This window comes from Bradyrhizobium sp. WSM1253 (assembly GCF_000244935.1).
Lineage (GTDB): Bacteria > Pseudomonadota > Alphaproteobacteria > Rhizobiales > Xanthobacteraceae > Bradyrhizobium > Bradyrhizobium canariense.
Genome location: NZ_JH600073.1, coordinates 2372566 through 2392003, shown reverse-complemented (window position 1 = coordinate 2392003; position 19438 = coordinate 2372566). Strand labels below are relative to the sequence as shown.

Sequence of the window (19438 nt, the reverse complement as noted above, 5' to 3'; positions counted from 1 at the left end):
CTTATGTAGCGATCAATCGCGCGGCCGCCATCCGGACGCAAGCCTCGAACGCGGCCAGATCGTGCCAGACGTCGATCGGCATCTGCGCCGGCGTCACCAGCGGGCAGCCATGCAGTTCCAGCGCGTGGATCATCATGAGATTGTCGACGAGGCCAAAATCCTCGACCGTCAGCCCCTGCGCGTCGACCAGCCGCCCGTCCTCGGACGTCACGTCCATGAAGCGGCTGAGGCGGTCGGCATAGGCGGCGCCGTCGTTGGAATAAGCGAGGCAAAACTTGCGGCGGCCGGCCATGTAGCCGAGCTCGTAGATGGTGCCGGGATCGGCGCTGGCGCCGCGGAACGGCGTGAGGTTGGCGATGATCGCATCGGCCGCGTCCATCATCGCCTCGTTGCCGCAAAAGATCCGCCGCGAGGCGTCGGGAGCGGCGAGGTCGATGTCGTTGTCGAGGGGATAGAGGCCGGTAAGGCCGTGCGCGGCACAGATCGCGACCTTCTCCCGGCCGATCTCGACCGCATCTGGCAGGAACACGTCGGGGCCTGCCAGATAGATTTTCATCAGAGCTGCTTCGCGGAAGCTCGAAGCTCGCTGTTAGGCGAGCTTGACCGTCTCGGCCTTGACGTCCTTGCCGAGCGCCTCGAACACCTTGGCGACGATGCCCTTGGCGTCGAGACCGGCACGACCGTACATCGCCGCCGGGGTGTCGTGGTCCTGGAACACGTCGGGCAGCACCATGGTGCGGAACCGCACCAGGCCGCTGTCGAGCGCGCCCTGGTCGGTCAGGTATTGCGCGACATGCGAGCCGAAACCGCCGACCGAGCCTTCCTCGATCGTGATCAGGATCTCGTGGTCGCGCGCGAGCTTGAGCACCAGCTCGGTGTCCAGCGGCTTCATGAAGCGCGCATCCGCGATCGTGGTCGAAAGGCCGTGGGCCGCGAGCTCGTCGGCGGCCTTCTCGCATTCGGCAAGGCGCGTGCCGAAGGAGAGCAGGGCGATCTTGCTGCCCTCGCGGACGATGCGGCCCTTGCCGATCTCGAGCGGAACGCCGATTTCGGGCATCTCGATGCCGCGGCCTTCGCCGCGCGGATAGCGCAGGGAACTCGGACGATCGTTGATCGCGACCTGGGTTGCGACCATGTGCACCAGCTCGGCTTCGTCGGCCGCCGCCATGATCACCATGTTCGGCAGACAGCCGAGATAGGCGTTGTCGAACGAGCCGGCATGGGTGGCGCCGTCGGCGCCGACGAGGCCGGCGCGGTCGATGGCGAAGCGCACGGGCAGGCTCTGGATCGCGACGTCATGCACGATCTGGTCGTAGCCACGCTGCAGGAAGGTCGAGTAGATCGCGCAGAAAGGCTTGTAGCCTTCGGTGGCGAGACCGGCGGCGAACGTCACCGCGTGTTGCTCGGCAATGCCGACGTCGAAGGTGCGGTCCGGGAACGCCTTGTTGAAGATGTCGACGCCGGTGCCGGAGGGCATCGCCGCAGTGATGGCGACGATCTTGTCGTCCTTCTCCGCTTCCTTGACGAGGCTCTGGCCGAACACGTTCTGATAGGCCGGCGCGTTCGGCTTGGACTTGGCCTGGGTGCCGGTCGCGACGTCGAACTTGACCACGGCGTGGTACTTGTCGGCGGAGGCTTCCGCCGGGCCGTAGCCCTTGCCCTTCTGCGTCACGACGTGGAGCAGGATCGGGCCGGTCTCCATGTCGCGCACGTTCTTCAGCACGGGCAGGAGATGGTCGAGGTTGTGGCCGTCGATCGGGCCGACGTAATAGAAGCCGAGCTCCTCGAACAGCGTGCCGCCGTCCATCATGAAGCCGCGGGAATATTCCTCGACGCGATTGGCGCGGTTGGCGAGGATCTTGGGCAGGCGCTGGTTGATCTGCTTGGCCACATCGCGCAGCGTGCGATAGGTCTTGCCGGAGTAGAGCCGCGACAGATAGGCGCTCATCGCGCCGACCGGCGGTGCGATCGACATGTCGTTGTCGTTGAGGATGACGATCAGGCGCGAGTTCATCGCCCCCGCATTGTTCATGGCCTCGTAGGCCATGCCCGCCGACATCGCGCCGTCACCGATGACGGCGATAACGTTGTTCTTGCCGCCGGAGAGGTCGCGCGCGACGGCCATGCCGAGGCCGGCGGAGATCGAGGTCGAGGAATGCGCGGCGCCGAACGGATCGTAATCGCTCTCGCTGCGCTTGGTGAAGCCGGACAGGCCGCCGCCGGTGCGCAGGGTACGGATGCGATCGCGCCGGCCGGTGAGGATCTTGTGCGGATAGGCCTGGTGGCCGACGTCCCAGATCAGCCGGTCGCGCGGGGTGTCGAAGACGTAATGGATCGCAGTGGTGAGCTCGACCACGCCGAGGCCTGCGCCGAAGTGACCGCCGGTCACCGAGACGGCATCGATGGTCTCCTGACGCAGCTCGTCGGCGACCTGGCGAACCTGCTCGACCTTGAGCTTGCGCAGGTCGTCCGGCGTCCGGATGGTGTCGAGAAGCGGCGTTTTACTATATGCGTTCACGGCGATTTCCAATTTGTCAGCGCCGGAAGATTGTTCCGGTGCGCGATGGGTTTGCTCAATATCGGCGCAGCGCGAGTCCTTAAACCGTCGGAGCCACCTGCATGGGGCAAAGCCCCGTCTTCAAGCTTAGGTGAGCTTAAGTGCTCTCCGGTTCAGTCTCTGTGATCCCTGTCACTTAGATCGGCTTCGTCCATCCCAGCCAATTCATCAGCAGTTTGAAGCGCTTGTCGTCGGTAATCAGTGCCTACGCAAGGCTTACAAAAAGCCACACTCCGCGCAGCTTTACACCAAAGCTTGGGCCAAAGCCAACCCGCTGGGCCGATTACGGGCATGCACCTGCAACCCCCGGGCCAGAGTGGTTAATCCCAGCGCCAGCGGAAGGGTTCCAAGCTTGCCCGGTTCCTCGGCAAGGTTTTTGGCGTGGGGAAGCTATTTTTAGACGGATTTAGGAGGGCGAGGGACCCTCTGCGGGAGGTTCCGTGATCTCCAGAGTGCCGGTTCCCTTGAATCAAGCAGCAGCAGCAACAACAACGCCGACGGCGGCGTGCGATCATGAAAAATTGCCGGTGCCCGCTGCGTGAGATAGGCGGCTTTGAAGGCGGCCCTTACTGGACGTCGAGCGGCGCGGTGCCGGTGGCCTGGCCGCTGGCATCGGTGGTGATCTTGTCGACGCGCGCCTCGGCCTGGCGCAGCAACTCCTCGCAGCGGCGCTTCAGGGCCTCGCCGCGCTCGTAGATCGTCACGGATTCCTCGAGCGGCACCTTGCCGTCCTCGAGCCGCTTCACGATGGTTTCGAGCTCCTCGATGGCGCGTTCGAAGGTCAGCCTGGAGATGTCGATTTGGGTATTTTCGGCCATATAAGTTTCCGATTGCCCGATTCGCTTCATGTCGGAGAAAGCAAAGTTTTGCGGGCGCAATGTGGCGGGTGTGTCAGGCGCCCATCAGGGCGCCGACATGCGCCGTAACAGATTCTTTCAGTCCTTGCAGGTCGTAGCCGCCCTCGAGCACAGAAACAACGCGCCCCCCGGCGGTCTTGTCGGCGAGGTCCATCAGCTTGCGCGTCACCCAGGCATAATCCTCCGCGCGCAAATTCAGCGACGCCAGCGGATCGCGATAATGCGCGTCGAAGCCGGCAGAGATGACGAGCAGCTCCGGGCTGAATTTTTCGAGCTGCGGCAGGATCAAACTTTCGAACGCGATGCGGAATTCCGGCCCGCCGTCCTCGGAGGCGAGCGGCGCGTTGACGATGGTGTCATGGTCGCCGCGCTCGCTCTTGGCACCGGTGCCCGGAAACAGCGGCATCTGGTGCGTCGAGCAGTACATCACGGTCGGGTCCGACCAGAAGATGTCCTGCGTGCCGTTGCCGTGATGCACGTCGAAATCGACGATGGCCGCGCGCTTGATGCCGTATTTGCGCTGCGCGTGGCGCGCGGCGATGGCGACGTTGTCGAAGAAGCAGAAGCCCATCGGCTTGCCGATCTCGGCGTGGTGGCCGGGCGGGCGCACCGCGACGAAGGCGTTGCGATGCTCGCCATTCATCACCGCTTCGGTCGCCGCGACCGCGCCACCGACGCCGCGCATCACCGCTTCCCACGTGCCCGGCGACATCGAGGTGTCGCCATCGATATAGACGAGGCCGCTGGTCGGCGCGATGTGGCGCAGCTCCGTGACATAGTGCTCGTTGTGGCAGAGCGTGACGAGATCAAGATCGCCCTCCGGCGCCTGGTCGCGCACCAGGAACTGGAAGCGCTCATGCGACAGCGCCTCCTCCACCGCGCGCAGGCGGTCCGGCCTTTCAGGGTGTCCCGGCGGCGTGACGTGGTCGAGGCAGGCCTTGTGGGAGAGGAGAAGCGTACTCATCAGTCGGCCTCATGGGATGCGGGCTCTCGACGTCGCTTGGCGCATCCGGCGCCAAAACGCAAATGCAAAACCCAATCTATGCGTTCCCCCGGGAATGGCAAAGGGTGTCCCGAACCGGCCCGTTTGATCCGGATCAATTCACGCGCAGGATGCGGCTCAGCGGCAGCGGCCCGATCGGTCCGTGCGCCCTGAAGAACGCGAACAGCGCGTCGGCGTCGTAGCCGCCATATTGCGGCCCCGTGCCTTGTTTGGCGACCGTAAAGCCGTCGCCACCAACAGCGAGGTAATCGTTGAGGGTGACGCGGTAGCCGCTTCCGGCTTCGATCAGCCTGCCATTGAGCGTCATCTTCTCGTTGATCACGCGCTCGCCGAATGGCTTCGCCGCATCCCAGGCGTAACTGAACCCGTTCGAGACCTGGAGAATCCGCGGCCGCTTCGGATCGAGCCATTGCTGCTCCAGCATGTCCTTGAGCTGGCTGCCCGTGAGCGTCATGGTGACGAGCCGGTTGCGGAACGGCTGGCTGGCGAAAACGTCGCCGAAGGTGATCGCGCCGTTCTCCTTCGGGACGATGTCGGTGCGGATACCGCCGGGATTGGTGAGCGCGATGACGGCGCCGCCATCCTTGGCGTCCCTGGTCGCGGCGAGCTGCGCGTCCGCAATGACGTCGCCGAGCGGGCTTTCTCCGGCCTCGTTGGGCACGCGTGACAGCGTCTGCGTCACCGATCCAGCCGGGCGATTGGCGATCGGCGCCGAAAGCCTGTCGTAGGCATCGATCAGTGCGGTCTGCTCGGGATCTCTAGGCAGCGAGGCGTTGGCGACGAGGACGTTCTCGGCCCGGGCGCTGACGACGTCGCGGGTTACAGGATCGAGCTTGAGGTCGATCGCGGTGACCAGCGTACCGTATTTGTCCCCGCTGGTGACGAGCCGCCCGTCAATATCGCAGACATAAGCACGATGAGTGTGGCCGCTGACGACGACGTCGACGGCGCGATCGAATTTTTTCACGATGTCGACGATCGGCCCCGTAATGGCAGGGCATTCGTTGTAGTCGCCGGCCGGCTCGCCGCCCTGATGGATCAGCACCACGATCGCCTCGACCCCACGCGCCTTCAGCTGCGGCACCAGCGCGTTCACCGTCTCGGCTTCGTCGCGGAATTCGAGGCCCGCGATGCCTGATGGCGAGACGATGCCCGCGGTGTCCTTCAAGGTCAGCCCGATGAAGGCGATGGGGATGCCTTCGAACTCCCTGATCTCGTAAGGCGGCAGCACGCTCCTGCCGGTCGCGGTCTCGATGGTGGACGCCGCGAGATAGCGGAATTTGGCGCCCGTGAAGGGGTGCGGCCCCTGGCAGCCGTCGACGGGATGACAGCCCCCGTTCTGCATCCGCAACAGCTCGGTCTTGCCCTCGTCGAATTCGTGATTGCCGACCGAGGTGATCGCGAGCCCCATCATCGAGAGCGACTCGATCGAAGGCTCGTCGTGGAACATCGCCGACAGGAACGGGCTTGCGCCGATCAGGTCGCCGGCGGCGACGAAGATCGTGTTCTTGTGTCCCTCGCGCAGCTGCTTCACCAGCGTCGCCATGTATTCGGCACCGCCGGCCGCCACCATCACCTTCCTGGACTTGTCCTCGGGATCACTGATCCGGATGCCGCCCGGCGGCGGGCGCAGATTGCCGTGGAAATCGTTGATCGCGAGGATGCGCAGCTCGACGGGTGCGGCGGTTTGGGCGGACGCGGGCAGGGCGGCGAGCGCGAGCGCGAAGACGGTCAGGCGGAGAACATGTTGCATGAAACCAGACTAGTCGGTCCGCACGAAGATTTCACGAAAGTTCTCGCCGTCATTCCGCGGCGCTGCGCCGGACGACAGCCTACTTTTTCTTCTTCCTGCTCGCGAACGCGTTGAACGCGGCGGTGGCTTCTTCCGACTTCAGCCGCTCGCCGAACAAATGGGCCTCCTGGTCGATACGGCGGGTGAGCTCCTCGGATGCGACGCGGAGCAGTTTGCGCGAGGTCGCGACCGCTTCGGCGGGCAGCCGGCAGATATCGCGCGCCACCTTGCGCGCCTCGACCTCGGTATGTCCCGGCGAGACCACGGTGTTGACGAAGCCGGCGGCATGCGCTTCCGCGGCCGTAAAAGTCCGCCCCATCACCAGCATGGCGAAGGCGCGCTGGTAGCCCATCGTGTTCGGCATCAAGAGGCTGGACGCGCCGACCGGCACGAGCCCGAGATGGATGTAGGGCGCGGAGAAGGTCGCCGCGTTCGAGGCCAGCACATAGTCGCAATGGAACAGCATCACGGTGCCCATGCCGATCGATGCACCGTCCACGGCCGCGATCACCGGCTTGGCGTTGAGGGCGAGCGAATAGAGAAACTTGGCGCCGTCGGACAGCGTCTCGGGGCGCGACGTGTCGGCGTGCATGAAATCGTCGATATCATCGCCGGCGGTGAACACGCCGGAGCCTCCGGTGATGATCATGCAGCGGATGTCGGGATTGTTCTGCGCGGTGTCGATCGCGCGGCTCATCTCCCGATACATGTCCTGCGTGATCGCGTTCTTCTTGCTCGGGCGACGCAGGGTGATCACGCGTGTTCCGCGCTCTTCGGTGACGACGATATTGCCATTCGGCATGAGGGGGCCCCTGCGGTCGCCGCGATACTGACATTGGCTAGACTCGCGAAACGTCAGCCTACATCATCTTGCAGGCGTGCCAATGCGCTCGCTCAACCTTTTGGAGGTCGAATTCGCCCGAGACGGGCGCATCACGCTCCCGCCGTGTGACGCGTTGCAATAATCAGCTGCCATTTTCGATTGAAAAACCCCTGGTTGTGGTGCACGATCGCCTCGCGCCGCTCCATTTGGCCGATTGCCTGATTGATGATTGCCGCCACTCGTGTTGACGAATCCTCGCTGCACTATCGCGGCTGGCGCGTCGTGCTGGCCTGCTTCCTGATGGCTTTCTTCATGTTCGGCTTCGGCCTCTACGGCCAGGGCGTCTATCTCGCCGAACTCCAGCGCGCCCATGGCTGGCCGGGCACGCTGGTCTCCGCGGCCAGCACCTTCTCCTTTCTCCTGACTGCCGTCCTCGTCATCTTCACCGACGATCTGCTCGCCAGCATCGGGCTTCGGTCGCTGATCCTGTGCGGCCTGTCGGCGCTCGGCGCTTCGACGGTGCTGCTGGCGCTGCTGCAGACGCCTTGGCAGCTCTATCTCGCCTATGCGCTGATGTCGGTCGGCTGGACCGGCATGGGCACGGTGGTGATCGCGACCGTGCTGAACTCCTGGTTCGAACGGCGCCGCGGGCTCGCGCTCAGCCTCGCCTACAACGGCGCGACCTGCGGCGGCATCGTCCTCGTGCCGCTGCTGCTGTCGCTGAGCGCCAGCATCGGCTTCCGTTCCGCGATGCTGGCAGCCACGCTCGCGATGGTGGTGCTGGTGCTGCCGGTGGTGGTCATCTTCACCGGCTGGCGGACCGAAATGCCGCCGACGTCGGGTGGGGATTCATCCGCTGGCGGCACTGCCTTGCCTGCGGTTCACTCGCGCAAGACGCTGCTCGCCAACGCGGCGTTCTGGACCATGGTGCTGCCGATCGCGGTCGCGCTGCTGGCGCAGATGGGATTCATCATCCACCAGGTGACGTTTCTCGAACCGCTGATCGGCCGCGCCAGTGCGGGCCTTGCGGTCACCATCATGGCGGCGATGGCGGTGGTCGGGCGCCTGTCGCTCGGCCTGTTCGTCGACCGGCTCGATCCGCGGCTCGCCTGCGCGGCATCGATGACGAGCCAGGCGGCGGCTCTGTTCGTACTTCTGCAAAGCACGAACCCGACCGTGCTGCTCGTGTGCTGCGCCGTCTACGGCTTCTCGATCGGCAACATGATCACGTTCCCGCCCTTGATCATCCAGCGCGAGATCGGCGCGAGCGCCTTCGCCGCCGCGATGGGACTGGGCACGTCGATCAGCGGCATCGTCAGTGCCTTCGGCCCCGGCATCGTCGGTCTCGTGCGCAGCGTAACCGGCGATTACACGATGGCATTTGCGATGTGCGTGGTGCTCGACCTTTTGGCGGCGGGCGTGGTGCTGTGGCGGCCGGGGCGACGTACGAAGCTCGCGGCTTCGTAGCCCGGATGGAGCGCAGCGCAATCCGGGATTCGTGCCACAAGCGATGACAGCGCCGGATTACGCTGCGCTTCATCCAGACTACGCTGTCCCAGCTAGCCCAACAATACCACATCCGCCGCCGCGACCGACTCCGCGCTCTCCGTCACGGTTCGCTCGAGCGCGCCGGCCTGCACGGTGATGTTCTCGGCGAAGAAGCGCGCCAGCGAGACGTAGCGCGCGGCGTCCGTGATGCCATGGGATTTCGCGGCGAGCGCTTCGGATGCCAGCATGCAGCCGCCAAGCGTGGCGCCGAACTGTTGCAGATACGGCGTCGCGCCGGCCAGCGCCTCGTTCGGCGCGGACGCAACCCGCTCCAGCAGCCATTTGCTTGTGCGCGTCAGCGCCTCCAGTGCCTCGCGCAACTTCACGCCCGTGGTGCCGAAGGCGGGATCGTTGGAAGCTTCGACCTGCTTCACGATGGCCGAGAGTTCGTCGAGCAGCGCCCACACCGCTGCGCCGCCGTTGGCCGCGAGCTTTCGCGTGACGAGGTCGATGGCTTGGATGCCGTTGGTGCCCTCGTAGATCGCGGTGATGCGGGCATCGCGATAGTGTTGTGCCGCGCCGGTCTCCTCGATGAAGCCCATGCCGCCATGCACCTGCACGCCGAGATAGGCGACCTCGTTGCCGACATCGGTGGAATAGCCCTTGGCCATCGGCGTCAGCAGCGCCGCGCGCGCGGCAGCGTCCGCGCGGACCTTCGGATCGCTGGCGCGTGTCGAGACGTCGATCGCCACGGCGGTCGCATAGCAGATGGTGCGCGCCGCCGCGGTCTGCGCCCGCATCCGCATCAGCATGCGCTTGACGTCGGGATGCACGAAGATCGCATCGGAGCCGTCACCCTTGTTGCCGAGGGCGCGGCCCTGCTTGCGCTCTTGTGCGTACGACAATGCCTGCTGATAGGCGCGGTCGGCAACACCGACGCCCTCGAGGCCGACGCCGAGGCGGGCCTGGTTCATCATCGTGAACATGCAGCGCATGCCCTGGTTCTCTTCGCCAACCAGGAAGCCGATGGCGCCGCCATGATCGCCCATTGTCATGGTGCAAGTGGGCGAGGCATGCATGCCGAGCTTGTGCTCGACGCCGCTTGCGAAAATGTCGTTGCGCGCACCCAGCGAGCCATCTTCGTTGACCATGAATTTCGGCACAAGGAACAACGATATCCCCTTGGTGCCGGCCGGCGCGTCCGGCAGGCGCGCCAGCACGAAATGCACGATGTTGTCGGTCATGTCGTGCTCGCCATAGGTGATGAAGATCTTCGTCCCCTTGATGCGATAGGTGCCGTCGGCCTGCTTCTCGGCGCGGGTGCGCAGCGCGCCGACGTCGGAGCCGGCCTGCGGCTCGGTCAGCTGCATCGTGCCGGTCCATTCGCCGGAGACGAGCTTCTCGAGATAGATCTTCTTCAGCTCATCGCTGCCATGCGCGTCCAGAGCCTCCATCGCCGACGCCGTCAGCAGCGGGCAGAGGCCGAAGGCGACGTTGGCGGCGCTCCAGATCTCGGTGCAGGCGGCGTTGATCGCGAGCGGCAGGCCCTGACCGCCAAAATCCTCGGGGCCGGAGACCGCGTTCCAGCCGCCCTCGGTCCAGCGCTTGTAGGCATCCGGCCAGCCCGGCGCGGTCGTGACCTTGCCGTCGCTGAGCTTGATCCCGTGCTCGTCGCCGACCTTGTTGAGCGGCGCCAGCACGTCGGTTGCGAACTTGCCGGCTTCCTCCAGCACGGCGCTCACGATATCGCCGTCGAAATCGCCGTAATGGCCGGCCTCCATGGCAGCCTTCAGGCCGGCGCCGTGGTTGAGCGACAGCAGCATGTCAGAGATCGGCGCGCGGTAGGTCATGGCTCACTCCCGGGGAGACAGTTCTTGCCGCCGTATTCCCATGAAACGGGGGAGGTCTCAACTGTCAGGAGGGGTGGCGGAGCGGCCGTCGAGAGCGGGGTGGCGTAGCGCCCCTATCAGGCATGGCGCGGCGCCGCCGGCGCCTGTGGTATTTTGCCCCTCCGGGCGGTTGAAATGCCGCGCCTCTCCCTATAGACCGGCACCACTCGAGGGAATCCGCGGGCGCTCGTGTCGCCGCCGTTCCCACGGGCCTGATGGGGCGTAGCCAAGTGGTAAGGCAGCGGATTTTGATTCCGCCATTCGGAGGTTCGATCCCTCCCGCCCCAGCCAGAGCCAATGCACTGATTTTACTGTGTAAATTCCCTTATTCGATGCGGGGTTTCCGGCGCATTTGGAAATTCGGTTTGCCCTGCATTTGGAAATTCTGTGCTGGTTTCGTTTTTGGATCGAAGGCCGATGGATGACATCGCTAGTTGAACGCCGCTCAACTTATCAAAATGCGAATTGAGCACGTGAACGCTGTCTGTGAGTTGCAAGCTTTCGATCGTTGCCTTTCAAGTCGCATGCGGGATCGCCAGCGGCAAAACGCTGTCGACCCTTTTGCAGCGTTCAACGAAGCACGAAGTCTATCTTCGCGATCCGACGCTAGTCTTCGACGTTGGGGAGGTTTGCTGCATTTCGTCTTGAGGCGATGCTGCTCCATCAGCATTCTGCTGATCGAGCTCCTTCTGCGCCAAGAGATGTGCATGCCGCTTACGGGTCGCAGCCAACGCTCGCACCATCGTTTCCTTGGCATAGCCGCGATAGGCCTGTGCGGTCTTGTGGCCCGAGAGTGCACGACCCTGGCCGTCCGTCAGCTCGGCCTCTTCGAGTTCGGTCATACCGCCGTGTCGACAAGCATCAAGCGTGAACAGCTTTGACACGCCGTCGATCTTCCTGCGCATCTGCTGCACCACTTTTTCCATGCCAGGGTAGGACCACACTTTGGCATCGCCCTTGCGTTCACCCTTTTGAAGCCGACGCATGATCATCGGAACGCCGAGCTTGGGCAGATGGCTCAAAACGTCCTCCGCTTCGGCGTAAAACTTCACGGTCTGTCCATCGAGAGTCTCTTCGAGCGGATGCCAGACCAACGCCTTGTTCTTGTGGTGCTCGATGCGCACAGCGTGTGGCCAGTTTTTGCTGCGATAGTCCGGCCAAGTCAAAAACCCGGCCACCACGTTCTCCGGCCGTTGCAGCCATTCAAAGCAGATCACCGCGACTGCCGCCGGTTCGGGCCGCCCTTCTTTGATGCAGCCCCATGCAAATTTATAGACCTCTTCTCGAGTGACCGCGTGCTTTTTGGTCTTGGTGCGGCTCTTGAGGGTGAAATCGTCCCAGGGGTTCGGGTGCTTCCTATCAAACAGCTCCGGGTGCAGCCGACGCATGATCCGCCATACCTTTCGGCACAGCCCGACCACCTTTTCTCCTTGCCGCAATCTGACGCCGTTCGGACCGTTGATGATTTTGTCGTATATCTTATCCGCGGCGCGGGGCGTGACTTCTATGATCTGCCGTTCGCCGATCCGCCGTCCGCTGTTACCGACCGTGTCGCAGATCATTTGCATGATCCGTTCGTAGTCCGGGCGCGACCGAGGTGAGACCTTCTCAGTATAGGCCTTCTCGGTCTTGTATTGTCGGAACAGCCAATCAATCGTGCCGTAGCGCGCGATCTTTCCCTGCTCGCCCGGCGTACCCTTGCGCTGGTTATTCCATTCGTCGAACAAGGCATTGAGGGTGGCGGCGCGTCCGCCTTTTCCGTTTTCGCCGCATGCGGCTTCGTAGCTCGTCCCGAGTGGCTCATTCGCCATCTCGCAACCCAGTTTCCTGTAATGTGTGGGGAGGCGGAAGTAGAAAGCAGTCAACCCGCGGGCAAGCCGCCGTACCTCCACGAAGCGTGGAAGCGGGCGCTCCAACGTTACAAATCCTCGGCGAGGTCGCCCGGCACGATGTCCGGCGCAATAGCTCGGTCCAGATCGTCTCTCAACCACAGCTGACGCCTCCCTTCTTTGACACGTGGTTGAGGATACTCCTTCCCGACCCGTCTGAGAAAGGCTTCAACAGTCGTTTCTCCGCAATACCCTGCTGCGATTCCAGCAGACATACGGCGCGGCCAAGAACCCGCTGGAATGATGGCAGGACGTGTCATCACATAACCGTCAGCTGCTGAAACTCGCTCTTTGCTCGTCCTGCCCATCATGGTGATCACCAGCAGGATTGAAACTGCGAGGGTAACTGGATCGCGCAGGAGCGTAGTGCAGCGCCTGAAAAGGACACTTTGGACTTACTTGCCTCGGCGGCGAGAGCGCGCCACGGAAGGCCAGGGCGAACGACGTTGCCTACTGCCTCAGCAGAAGGCGATACGCCTCAGTTGGAGACGGCGGCTACCGCAGAGGTACGAGGAGTCGGCAGAGAGCCCAGCGCACCGCAACCCGACGCGACGGAGGCAGCCTGCGCAGGAAGCCTGGACGTATTCACTGGCGGAGTTCGCCGCGTCCGGCGAACAAGACAGCAGGCGCTTTCATACCTCTGGTTCACAGCCAGTCCCGCCGATATTGCCAAGCCCTAACAGGGGTGTAGACTTCTTCTGATTTTTAACACGCTTAAATTTGACGTCGCCGCCATTTCGTTATGGTAATTTTTCTTGTGGGGGTTCTCATGTTCGATTCCTCGACCACCGCGCTTCTGCGCGCCGTCCTAGATGAGGTCTGCGAAAAGGTTTCCCGGACCGAGACCTGCGCCCGTACCCACGTGGCCTCGAGAATCCTGGAAGCCGCGACCAAAGGGGACACCTCTCCGGATCACCTCAAGCAGATCGGGCGCCTCGCTCTCTCGCAGGCGCCTACCATACGGCGCTGACCGGAGGCGGGGGTGAATTTCCAGGTCACGGTCCTGAAGATCCTCGTGAGCTATCCGGATGGATTTGCAACGATGGCCGATCTCAAGCGCGACATGGCGATCCTGGCGACCAGCGGCCGCGACTGGGCCGACCGCACAAAGCGGCTCGCTGCGCGTGTCCCGGACCTCGACATCTTTTCGCAAGGCCTCGTCGAGCGCGAAAACGGCGGCTGGAAGATCACCGTCAGCGGACGGACAGTGCTGGAGTTCATGGAGGCGCGCCCCGCCGTCGAACCTCCGACAGAGACAGTGCCAGCCGAGAGCAGGGATGCGCCCATACCACCGCTTCCGCAACTGGCGGAGCGCGCTAGACGGCGACGCGAACGTCGCGAGCGGCGTCGTGAAGCTCGAGAACGAGCGCGGGCGAACGCTTCCTAATCGTGCCGACGCGGTCCTGCTTCGAAGGAGGGCCGGACCCGGGCGTAGTTCGTAGAAGCTACGAGGCAGAGCAGTAGCTTCAAGGTGCCAATGATCGCGATGGTCCTGAACTCTTAATCAGCGGGTCCCACGTTCGAGCCCTGGTGCGCCCACCAAGCGATATCAATCACTTGGAAGGTTTGTGCCCCAGAACGGGCCTTCTGGCTGGAAGCTTCGGTTGATCTAACCTCTCGTCGGTCAAGACCAAGTCACACACCCACTTTGGCTCTGTCCCTCGTAGTACGTTCGCAGCATGAGATAGAGTGCGAACGTCGCGTGATACAAGCGGATTACATAACTGTCGTAGAATAGGGTGCTTTAGCGAGCGAAACGGACGCTGGAGAGATCTGCTGCTCATTTCGTAGCGAGGCGATCGCTGCGCGAAGGGAGTTCCTGGGCGTCTCCGACGCCGAACTGATCTCCTTGGTAAATCATACGCCTCTTAATCAGCAGGTCGCAGGTTCGAGCCCTGGCGCGCCCACCAAATAAGTCAAGACGTTAGCGAGCAAAGCCGTTCAAGAGCGCCGGACTGAAGAGGCTTTTCACTCGGTGTTTTGCCAGGCTGCACACGAAGTGAGCCCCAACAACGTGATGAAGGCCTGCGAAGCGGGCCGGTGCGACCTCTTCTGACGCTCTGCATGTCATCTTGGTGCCATTACGGCGCCGGGGGCGGTGAATCCGGCGATAGCAAGATCAAGGGGCGCGTCGTGATTGATGTGAGGGCGCAGGATCCGACGAATGGCTTTTGATGGCGGGGTATGCCGCCGGCCTGGAATAGCCAAGGGCGGCGCCGATGGTTCGGGCCGCCTCCATCACGTGAACTGAATAATCCTTGATCTGCTTGCGCTTGATGCGGCTGTCGGGGCCGGACATGCCGATCGCTCCGACGAGTTCGCCGGAGCGGCCGAGGATCGCACAAGCGCAGGCCGCGATGCCCTCGCGCCACTCACCATGCAGCACGGATGAGTAACCCTGCGTGCGCGCCAGCTCGATGTCTTCGCGCAGCTCCTTGATCGTCGTTCGCGTCGCTTCGGTGTACCGCCGGAGATGCGGCCGGAACCGTTCGAGGTAGTCATCCGGCATATGTGCGAGCATCGCCTTTCCTGTCGCCATAGTGAAGGCGGGGGCACGCATACCCACGCTGGTATGGGCGCGAATATGGTGGGCGCTTTCGATCTTGTCGACGTAGACGACTTCGGTGTCCTCGAGCACCGAAAGATGAATGGTTTCGCCGGTGATCTCGGCGAGTTTCATCATCGCCGGTCGCGCGACGTTGATCAGGTCCATCCGGTGGATGACATGGCTGCCCAGCGCCCAGATCTTGGTCGTGAGCTCATACATGCTGTGCGGGGGGATTTGACGCACATAGCCTTGGGACTGCAACGTCATAAGCAGCCGATGCACGTTGCTCTTGGTGAGCTTCAACTCGCTCGCGAGGTCCGTGACCCCGCGAGGTTGCTCGCTCAGAGCAAGCGTTTCCAGCAGGCGCAGTCCCTTGATAAAAGCCTTGTCCATCCGTCTCCCGAAATAGAATGATCCTTCGTCCGATCTAGCATGGCCGCGCGGTCGGCCATAGTCCTGCGGATCGGATGTCGCCGATCCTTGCGGATCGGGGACATCTGCGGATCAGCCCTGGCTATTGAGCCAACAGGGCGTTGAGCTTCTCCTGCCCGTACTCCTCGTTGGTCGAATTTCCGGCCGGCGAAGGCGCGCCCCAGTAATCGGGGCTCCACTCGATTGCCTTCGAGATGTTGTCCGGGTTGTTGGCCCAATAGCGGGCGAGCTTCTTGTCGGTCGCCGCCTCGAACACGACCCGGGAGGGAAGGGCGACCGGGAAGGTCGAGGTGAGCTGCGCCGCGCGCTTGGGCTCGAGCCGCCAGGACAGCAGTTTCAGCGCGTTATCGTAGTTTGGCGCCCCCTTGGGGATCGAGAAGAAGTCGTAGTAGACGAAGCCCTGGTTGAAGGTCAGGTCGATCGGCGCGCCCTCCAGGGCGAGCTTGCTCATCGAGCCGGTGTAGGCCATGCACATGTCGGCCTCGCCGTCGAGCAGGAGCTGCGGCGGCTGTGCGGACGTCGTCCACCATTTTGCGATGTGCGGCTTGATCTCCTTGACCTTCTTCAGCGCGCGCTCCATGTCGATCGGGTAGAGCTTGCTCTTCTCCACGCCATCGGCCATCAGCGCTGCTTCGAACACGAAACGTGGCCAGGCCGGCATGCAGCGCCGGCCGGGGAATTTCTTCACGTCCCAGAAGTCGGCCCAGCTCGTCGGTACGTTTTCGCCCTTGAACTTGTCCTTGTTGTAGACGAGGCCGACGCCGATCACCTGCAAGGCCACGCCCTTCTTGCGCTTCAAATTGTCCGGCATCGCTGCCAGCGTTTGTTTCGCCCCGTCCGACAGCTTGGAATAGTCGATATCGGCCAGGCAGCAGTCGCCGAGCAGTTTCGTCTCCTGGTCGAAGATGAACGTCAGGTCCCATTGCGCCTTGCCGGCTTCGGCCTGAGCCTTGATGCGCGGGCCGCTACGGGCTTCCTGGACGGTGACGACCTTGATGCCGGTCTCCTTCTCGAAGGGGTCGTACATGACCTTGCGCAATGCATCGCCATACCCGCCGCCCGGATCCTGCATGATCACGACGTTGCTCTGCGCTTGAGCCAGACCCGTTCCCATCGCGACGAACAGGGCCGAGGCCAATACGGAAGCCGATAGCCGCCAGCGTTTCATTCCCAGCATTTTCTCTTTCCTCCAGTTGAAGCCGATCATTGTGACGTCGCCTTCCGCGACGTCGCGAGAACGGGGCGAGCAAGGGCGAGCCCTGCGACCACCAGCAGCACCTCCAGCGTCGAGACCACGGCCAGCACCGGGTTGAGCCGATAGTTGACGTCGCCCCACAGCATGAGCGGAAGCGTCTTCAGCTCCGCGCTCGACAGGAACAGCGTCAACACCAGTTCGTCGAACGAATGCAGGAAGGCGAAGAACGTCGCTGCGGCAAGGCCCGGCATGATGGCCGGCAGCGTCACCAGACGGAACACCGTCAGGGAGGACGCGCCATGGACGGCCGCTGCCTGCTCGAGCCTGGTATCGACGCCTTGAAGCGAGGCGGACAGGATCACCACGACGAGGGGAAGGCCGCCGATCGCATGCGCGGCGGCAAGGCCGAACACGGAGCCGACGAGATCGAAACGCAGGAACAGGCTGTAGAGCGACAGGCCGAGGACGACCGGGGGAACGATGATCGGACTCACGAGGAGCAGCATGATGGCTGATTTGCCGCGAATGTTGCTCCTGACGATGCCGAGGGCCGCCGAGGCGCCCAGCGCGATCGCGATAGCGGCCGACATCGACGCGACGACCAGGGACGTCCAGAACGCCCGCATCCAGTTCGAATCGGAGAAGAACTGCTCATACCAGCGCAATGAAAAGCCCGGCGGCGGGAAGGTCAGATAGCTCGCGCTGCTGAAGGAGATGATCATCACTACGATGATCGGCAGGATGAGAATGGCAATGACCAGGCCGCCCATGACGCGCACGGTCCAAGTCCCGCAGCTCGCCGGCAGCCGCCCGAACAGCCGCAGGAGCGGCCAACCAATGAAATCGGCAACCGAGGCGCCGAAGCTGCGGCGGCCGACATCGCCCGTGTGGCGATCTGTGGCTCTCGGCGCGGTCTCCGTCAGCTTGCGGCCGCCCCAGATGAACTCGAAGCCGAGGAAACGTCCGGCCACCGCGACCACCGCCAACGTGATCGTCAACAGCACCACGCCCAAGGCTTGCAGGAATCCCTCGGACGTGACCGAGTCCGCCTGCTGGGTGATATGCATGGCAAACATCTGGTCACCGGGTCCCCCGAGCAGGGTCGGCGTAATGAAGAAGCCGATCGCGGCGACGAAGACCAGCAGGAAGCCGGCGCCCATCCCGGGCAAGGTCAGCGGAAGCAACACGCGCCAGAACGCCGCAAGAGGCCCGGCGCCGCTGGCGAGCGCCGCGCGCGTCAGGCTTTGGTCGAGGCGCGCTACGCTGGAATAGATCGTCAGCACCATCAGCGGCAGAAGCACCGCGGTCATGCCGAGAAGCACCGTGCCGCGATTGAACAGAAGCTGCACCGGCTCGCTCAATATGCCGATCGAGACCAGCAGCTTGTTGACCGGCCCGTTGCGGCCGAGCAGGACCATCCAGGCGTAGGTCCGGATCAGGATGGCGATGAAATAGGGCAGCACGATCGCGGTCGCGATCAGGACCTGGGCAATGCCGCGACTGCGGTGAATGAGCAGCGCAGTCGGATATCCGAACAGCAGGCACAGGCCCGCGACGGTCACCGAGATCTGCATGGTGCGGACGAGCGAATCCCAATAGAGCGGTATCGCGAACACCCGCGCGAAATACGACGACCAAGACGGTCCGCTGACGCTGATACGGATCAGATCGATCAGCGGGAGGAGATAGATGAAGGCAAGGAAGGCTAGCGCCGGCAGCAGCAGCAGCGCTGGATCCTTCAGCCTCCTGACGAGATCAAGCTCCGCGGGGCGGTCCGCCTGGACGCCGATCGATGCCGAGCTCATGCAAGCACCCAGCAGTCCGCTGCGCCCCAGCTCACATGCAGGCGATCCCCGACCGAGGGCAGGGGCCGGTCCGCCATGTCGGTGCATCTGATCAGGAGCGGCTCTCCGCCCTCCATGTGAGCCTCGATCCGCAGGATCTCGCCCAGGAAGATCGCAGACGTGACGCTGACGGGCGTGGAATTCGCGGTCGGCTCGTTCGATACGGCAATGCGTTCCGGACGCACCAGCACGGTTGCGCGCCCGACGTCGATCGTGTCGCGGCTTTCGGCGCTGAACACGTATCCCGCGCGGTTCTTCATCGTCAGCGTCGATCCGCGCTTCTGCAGAATCTCCGCCTCGATCAGGTTGCTCTCGCCGACGAAGGAGGCGACGAAGCGATCCGTTGGATGTCGATAGATGTCCAGCGGGCGGCCGATCTGGACGATCTTGCCTGCGTTGAGCACCGCGATGCGGTCGCTCATGGTCAGGGCTTCGCCCTGGTCATGGGTGACGAACAGGATCGTGCTGCCGATGGTCCGGTGCAGGTCGCGAATCTCGATCTGGATCGACTCGCGCAACCGCCTGTCGAGGGCGCTGAGCGGTTCGTCCATCAGCACGACCCTGGGCCTCCTGACGATGGCGCGGGCGATCGCGACGCGCTGTTGCTGTCCGCCCGACATCTGCGAGGGGGATTTCGTCGCATGCTCCGTCAGGCGCATGATTTCCAGCGTCTCGGCGACGCGTCGGTCCGTGGTTGACCGGTCGACGCCCGCCATGCGAAGCGGAAACGCGACGTTCTGGCTCACCGTCATGTTGGGAAACAGCGCGTAGCTCTGGAAGACCATGCCGAAGCCGCGCTTGTGCGTGGGCACGTTGTGGACGGGCTTGCCGTCGACGAGGATCTCGCCGCTGTCGAGGCTTTGGAATCCGGCCACGAGGTTGAGCAGCGTCGTCTTGCCGCTCCCGGAAGGGCCGAGAAGCGTGATGAATTCACCCGGCTCGATGTCGATGCTGATCCGGTCGACCGCATGAAAGCTGCCGTATCGCTTCACGGCGTCGCGGACGGCGATGCTCGATCCGATGGTGCCGCGCTCCCGTGGGAGGCCGCTTGGCGACGTCCGAGCGCCTACGTCGCCGGAGCGCGTTGTGCGCAGAGCCGCGGGCTCACCCATTCTTCTCCT

16 protein-coding genes and 1 tRNA gene are annotated in these 19438 nt (G+C 63.6%); 4 read left to right on the top strand and 13 right to left on the bottom strand.

All coding sequences use genetic code 11. The features are described from left to right. Window position 1: 1 nt before the first annotated feature. The 7 genes from BRA1253DRAFT_RS12885 to BRA1253DRAFT_RS45865 form a co-directional block, all read right to left on the bottom strand. Entirely contained in the window at window positions 2–556 is a 555-nt protein-coding gene (locus tag BRA1253DRAFT_RS12885) for a nucleoside 2-deoxyribosyltransferase (RefSeq protein ID WP_007594651.1), read from the bottom strand. A 33-nt stretch (window positions 557–589) separates the two neighbouring features. Then, window positions 590–2518 (bottom strand): 1-deoxy-D-xylulose-5-phosphate synthase, encoded by a 1929-nt coding sequence (dxs, locus tag BRA1253DRAFT_RS12880; protein WP_007594649.1) that lies wholly within the window; start codon window positions 2516–2518, stop codon window positions 590–592. 605 nt (window positions 2519–3123) lie between these two features. Next, the gene (locus BRA1253DRAFT_RS12875) at window positions 3124–3375 is read right to left on the bottom strand and encodes an exodeoxyribonuclease VII small subunit (RefSeq protein WP_007594646.1); all 252 of its coding nucleotides are present in this window, start codon (window positions 3373–3375) and stop codon (window positions 3124–3126) included. Window positions 3376–3448: 73 nt separating this feature from the next. Beyond that, window positions 3449–4378 carry a histone deacetylase family protein gene (locus BRA1253DRAFT_RS12870; protein ID WP_007594645.1) on the bottom strand — a complete coding sequence of 310 codons (930 nt, stop codon included), beginning with the start codon at window positions 4376–4378 and terminating at the stop codon, window positions 3449–3451. Between the two features lie 133 nt (window positions 4379–4511). Continuing rightward, window positions 4512–6170 (bottom strand): bifunctional UDP-sugar hydrolase/5'-nucleotidase, encoded by a 1659-nt coding sequence (locus tag BRA1253DRAFT_RS12865; protein WP_007594644.1) that lies wholly within the window; start codon window positions 6168–6170, stop codon window positions 4512–4514. 79 nt (window positions 6171–6249) lie between these two features. Beyond that, a complete protein-coding gene (locus tag BRA1253DRAFT_RS12860; RefSeq protein WP_007594643.1) occupies window positions 6250–7011 on the bottom strand; it encodes an enoyl-CoA hydratase-related protein in 762 nt (253 codons plus the stop codon). 131 nt (window positions 7012–7142) lie between these two features. After that, the gene (locus BRA1253DRAFT_RS45865) at window positions 7143–7271 is read right to left on the bottom strand and encodes a hypothetical protein (RefSeq protein ID WP_256375804.1); all 129 of its coding nucleotides are present in this window, start codon (window positions 7269–7271) and stop codon (window positions 7143–7145) included. Between BRA1253DRAFT_RS45865 and BRA1253DRAFT_RS12855 the strand changes: the two genes are divergently transcribed. Next, on the top strand, window positions 7258–8499 hold the full coding sequence (locus BRA1253DRAFT_RS12855; protein ID WP_007594642.1) for an MFS transporter: 1242 nt from the start codon (window positions 7258–7260) through the stop codon (window positions 8497–8499). The genes BRA1253DRAFT_RS45865 and BRA1253DRAFT_RS12855 overlap by 14 nt on opposite strands. Before the next feature lie 92 nt (window positions 8500–8591). Here the strand turns inward: BRA1253DRAFT_RS12855 and BRA1253DRAFT_RS12850 are convergent, their stop codons facing one another. Further along, the gene (locus BRA1253DRAFT_RS12850) at window positions 8592–10370 is read right to left on the bottom strand and encodes an acyl-CoA dehydrogenase (RefSeq protein ID WP_007594641.1); all 1779 of its coding nucleotides are present in this window, start codon (window positions 10368–10370) and stop codon (window positions 8592–8594) included. A gap of 255 nt (window positions 10371–10625) precedes the next feature. On the opposite strand from BRA1253DRAFT_RS12850, the gene BRA1253DRAFT_RS12845 reads away from it, so the two are divergent. Continuing rightward, window positions 10626–10700: transfer RNA gene (locus BRA1253DRAFT_RS12845), tRNA-Gln, on the top strand. A 296-nt stretch (window positions 10701–10996) separates the two neighbouring features. Here the strand turns inward: BRA1253DRAFT_RS12845 and BRA1253DRAFT_RS12840 are convergent. Then, window positions 10997–12220: a hypothetical protein gene (locus tag BRA1253DRAFT_RS12840; RefSeq protein ID WP_035993241.1), complete on the bottom strand. Its 1224-nt coding sequence runs from the start codon at window positions 12218–12220 to the stop codon at window positions 10997–10999. An 847-nt stretch (window positions 12221–13067) separates the two neighbouring features. Between BRA1253DRAFT_RS12840 and BRA1253DRAFT_RS45200 the strand changes: the two genes are divergently transcribed. Beyond that, entirely contained in the window at window positions 13068–13268 is a 201-nt protein-coding gene (locus BRA1253DRAFT_RS45200) for a hypothetical protein (protein WP_007594639.1), read from the top strand. A gap of 12 nt (window positions 13269–13280) precedes the next feature. Next, on the top strand, window positions 13281–13685 hold the full coding sequence (locus BRA1253DRAFT_RS12830; protein ID WP_007594638.1) for a hypothetical protein: 405 nt from the start codon (window positions 13281–13283) through the stop codon (window positions 13683–13685). Between the two features lie 732 nt (window positions 13686–14417). On the opposite strand, the gene BRA1253DRAFT_RS12825 is transcribed toward BRA1253DRAFT_RS12830, so the two are convergent. The 4 genes from BRA1253DRAFT_RS12825 to BRA1253DRAFT_RS12810 all read right to left on the bottom strand — a co-directional run bounded on the left by BRA1253DRAFT_RS12825 (window position 14418) and on the right by BRA1253DRAFT_RS12810 (window position 19429). Continuing rightward, entirely contained in the window at window positions 14418–15239 is an 822-nt protein-coding gene (locus BRA1253DRAFT_RS12825; RefSeq protein ID WP_007594631.1) for an IclR family transcriptional regulator, read from the bottom strand. Between the two features lie 121 nt (window positions 15240–15360). Continuing rightward, window positions 15361–16455 carry an extracellular solute-binding protein gene (locus tag BRA1253DRAFT_RS12820; protein ID WP_007594628.1) on the bottom strand — a complete coding sequence of 365 codons (1095 nt, stop codon included), beginning with the start codon at window positions 16453–16455 and terminating at the stop codon, window positions 15361–15363. A 26-nt stretch (window positions 16456–16481) separates the two neighbouring features. After that, entirely contained in the window at window positions 16482–18278 is a 1797-nt protein-coding gene (locus BRA1253DRAFT_RS12815) for an ABC transporter permease subunit (protein ID WP_007594627.1), read from the bottom strand. Then, window positions 18275–19429, bottom strand: a complete 1155-nt coding sequence (locus BRA1253DRAFT_RS12810) for an ABC transporter ATP-binding protein (RefSeq protein WP_007594626.1) — start codon at window positions 19427–19429, stop codon at window positions 18275–18277. The genes BRA1253DRAFT_RS12815 and BRA1253DRAFT_RS12810 overlap by 4 nt, the downstream gene beginning before the upstream one ends. Window positions 19430–19438: the final 9 nt, after the last annotated feature.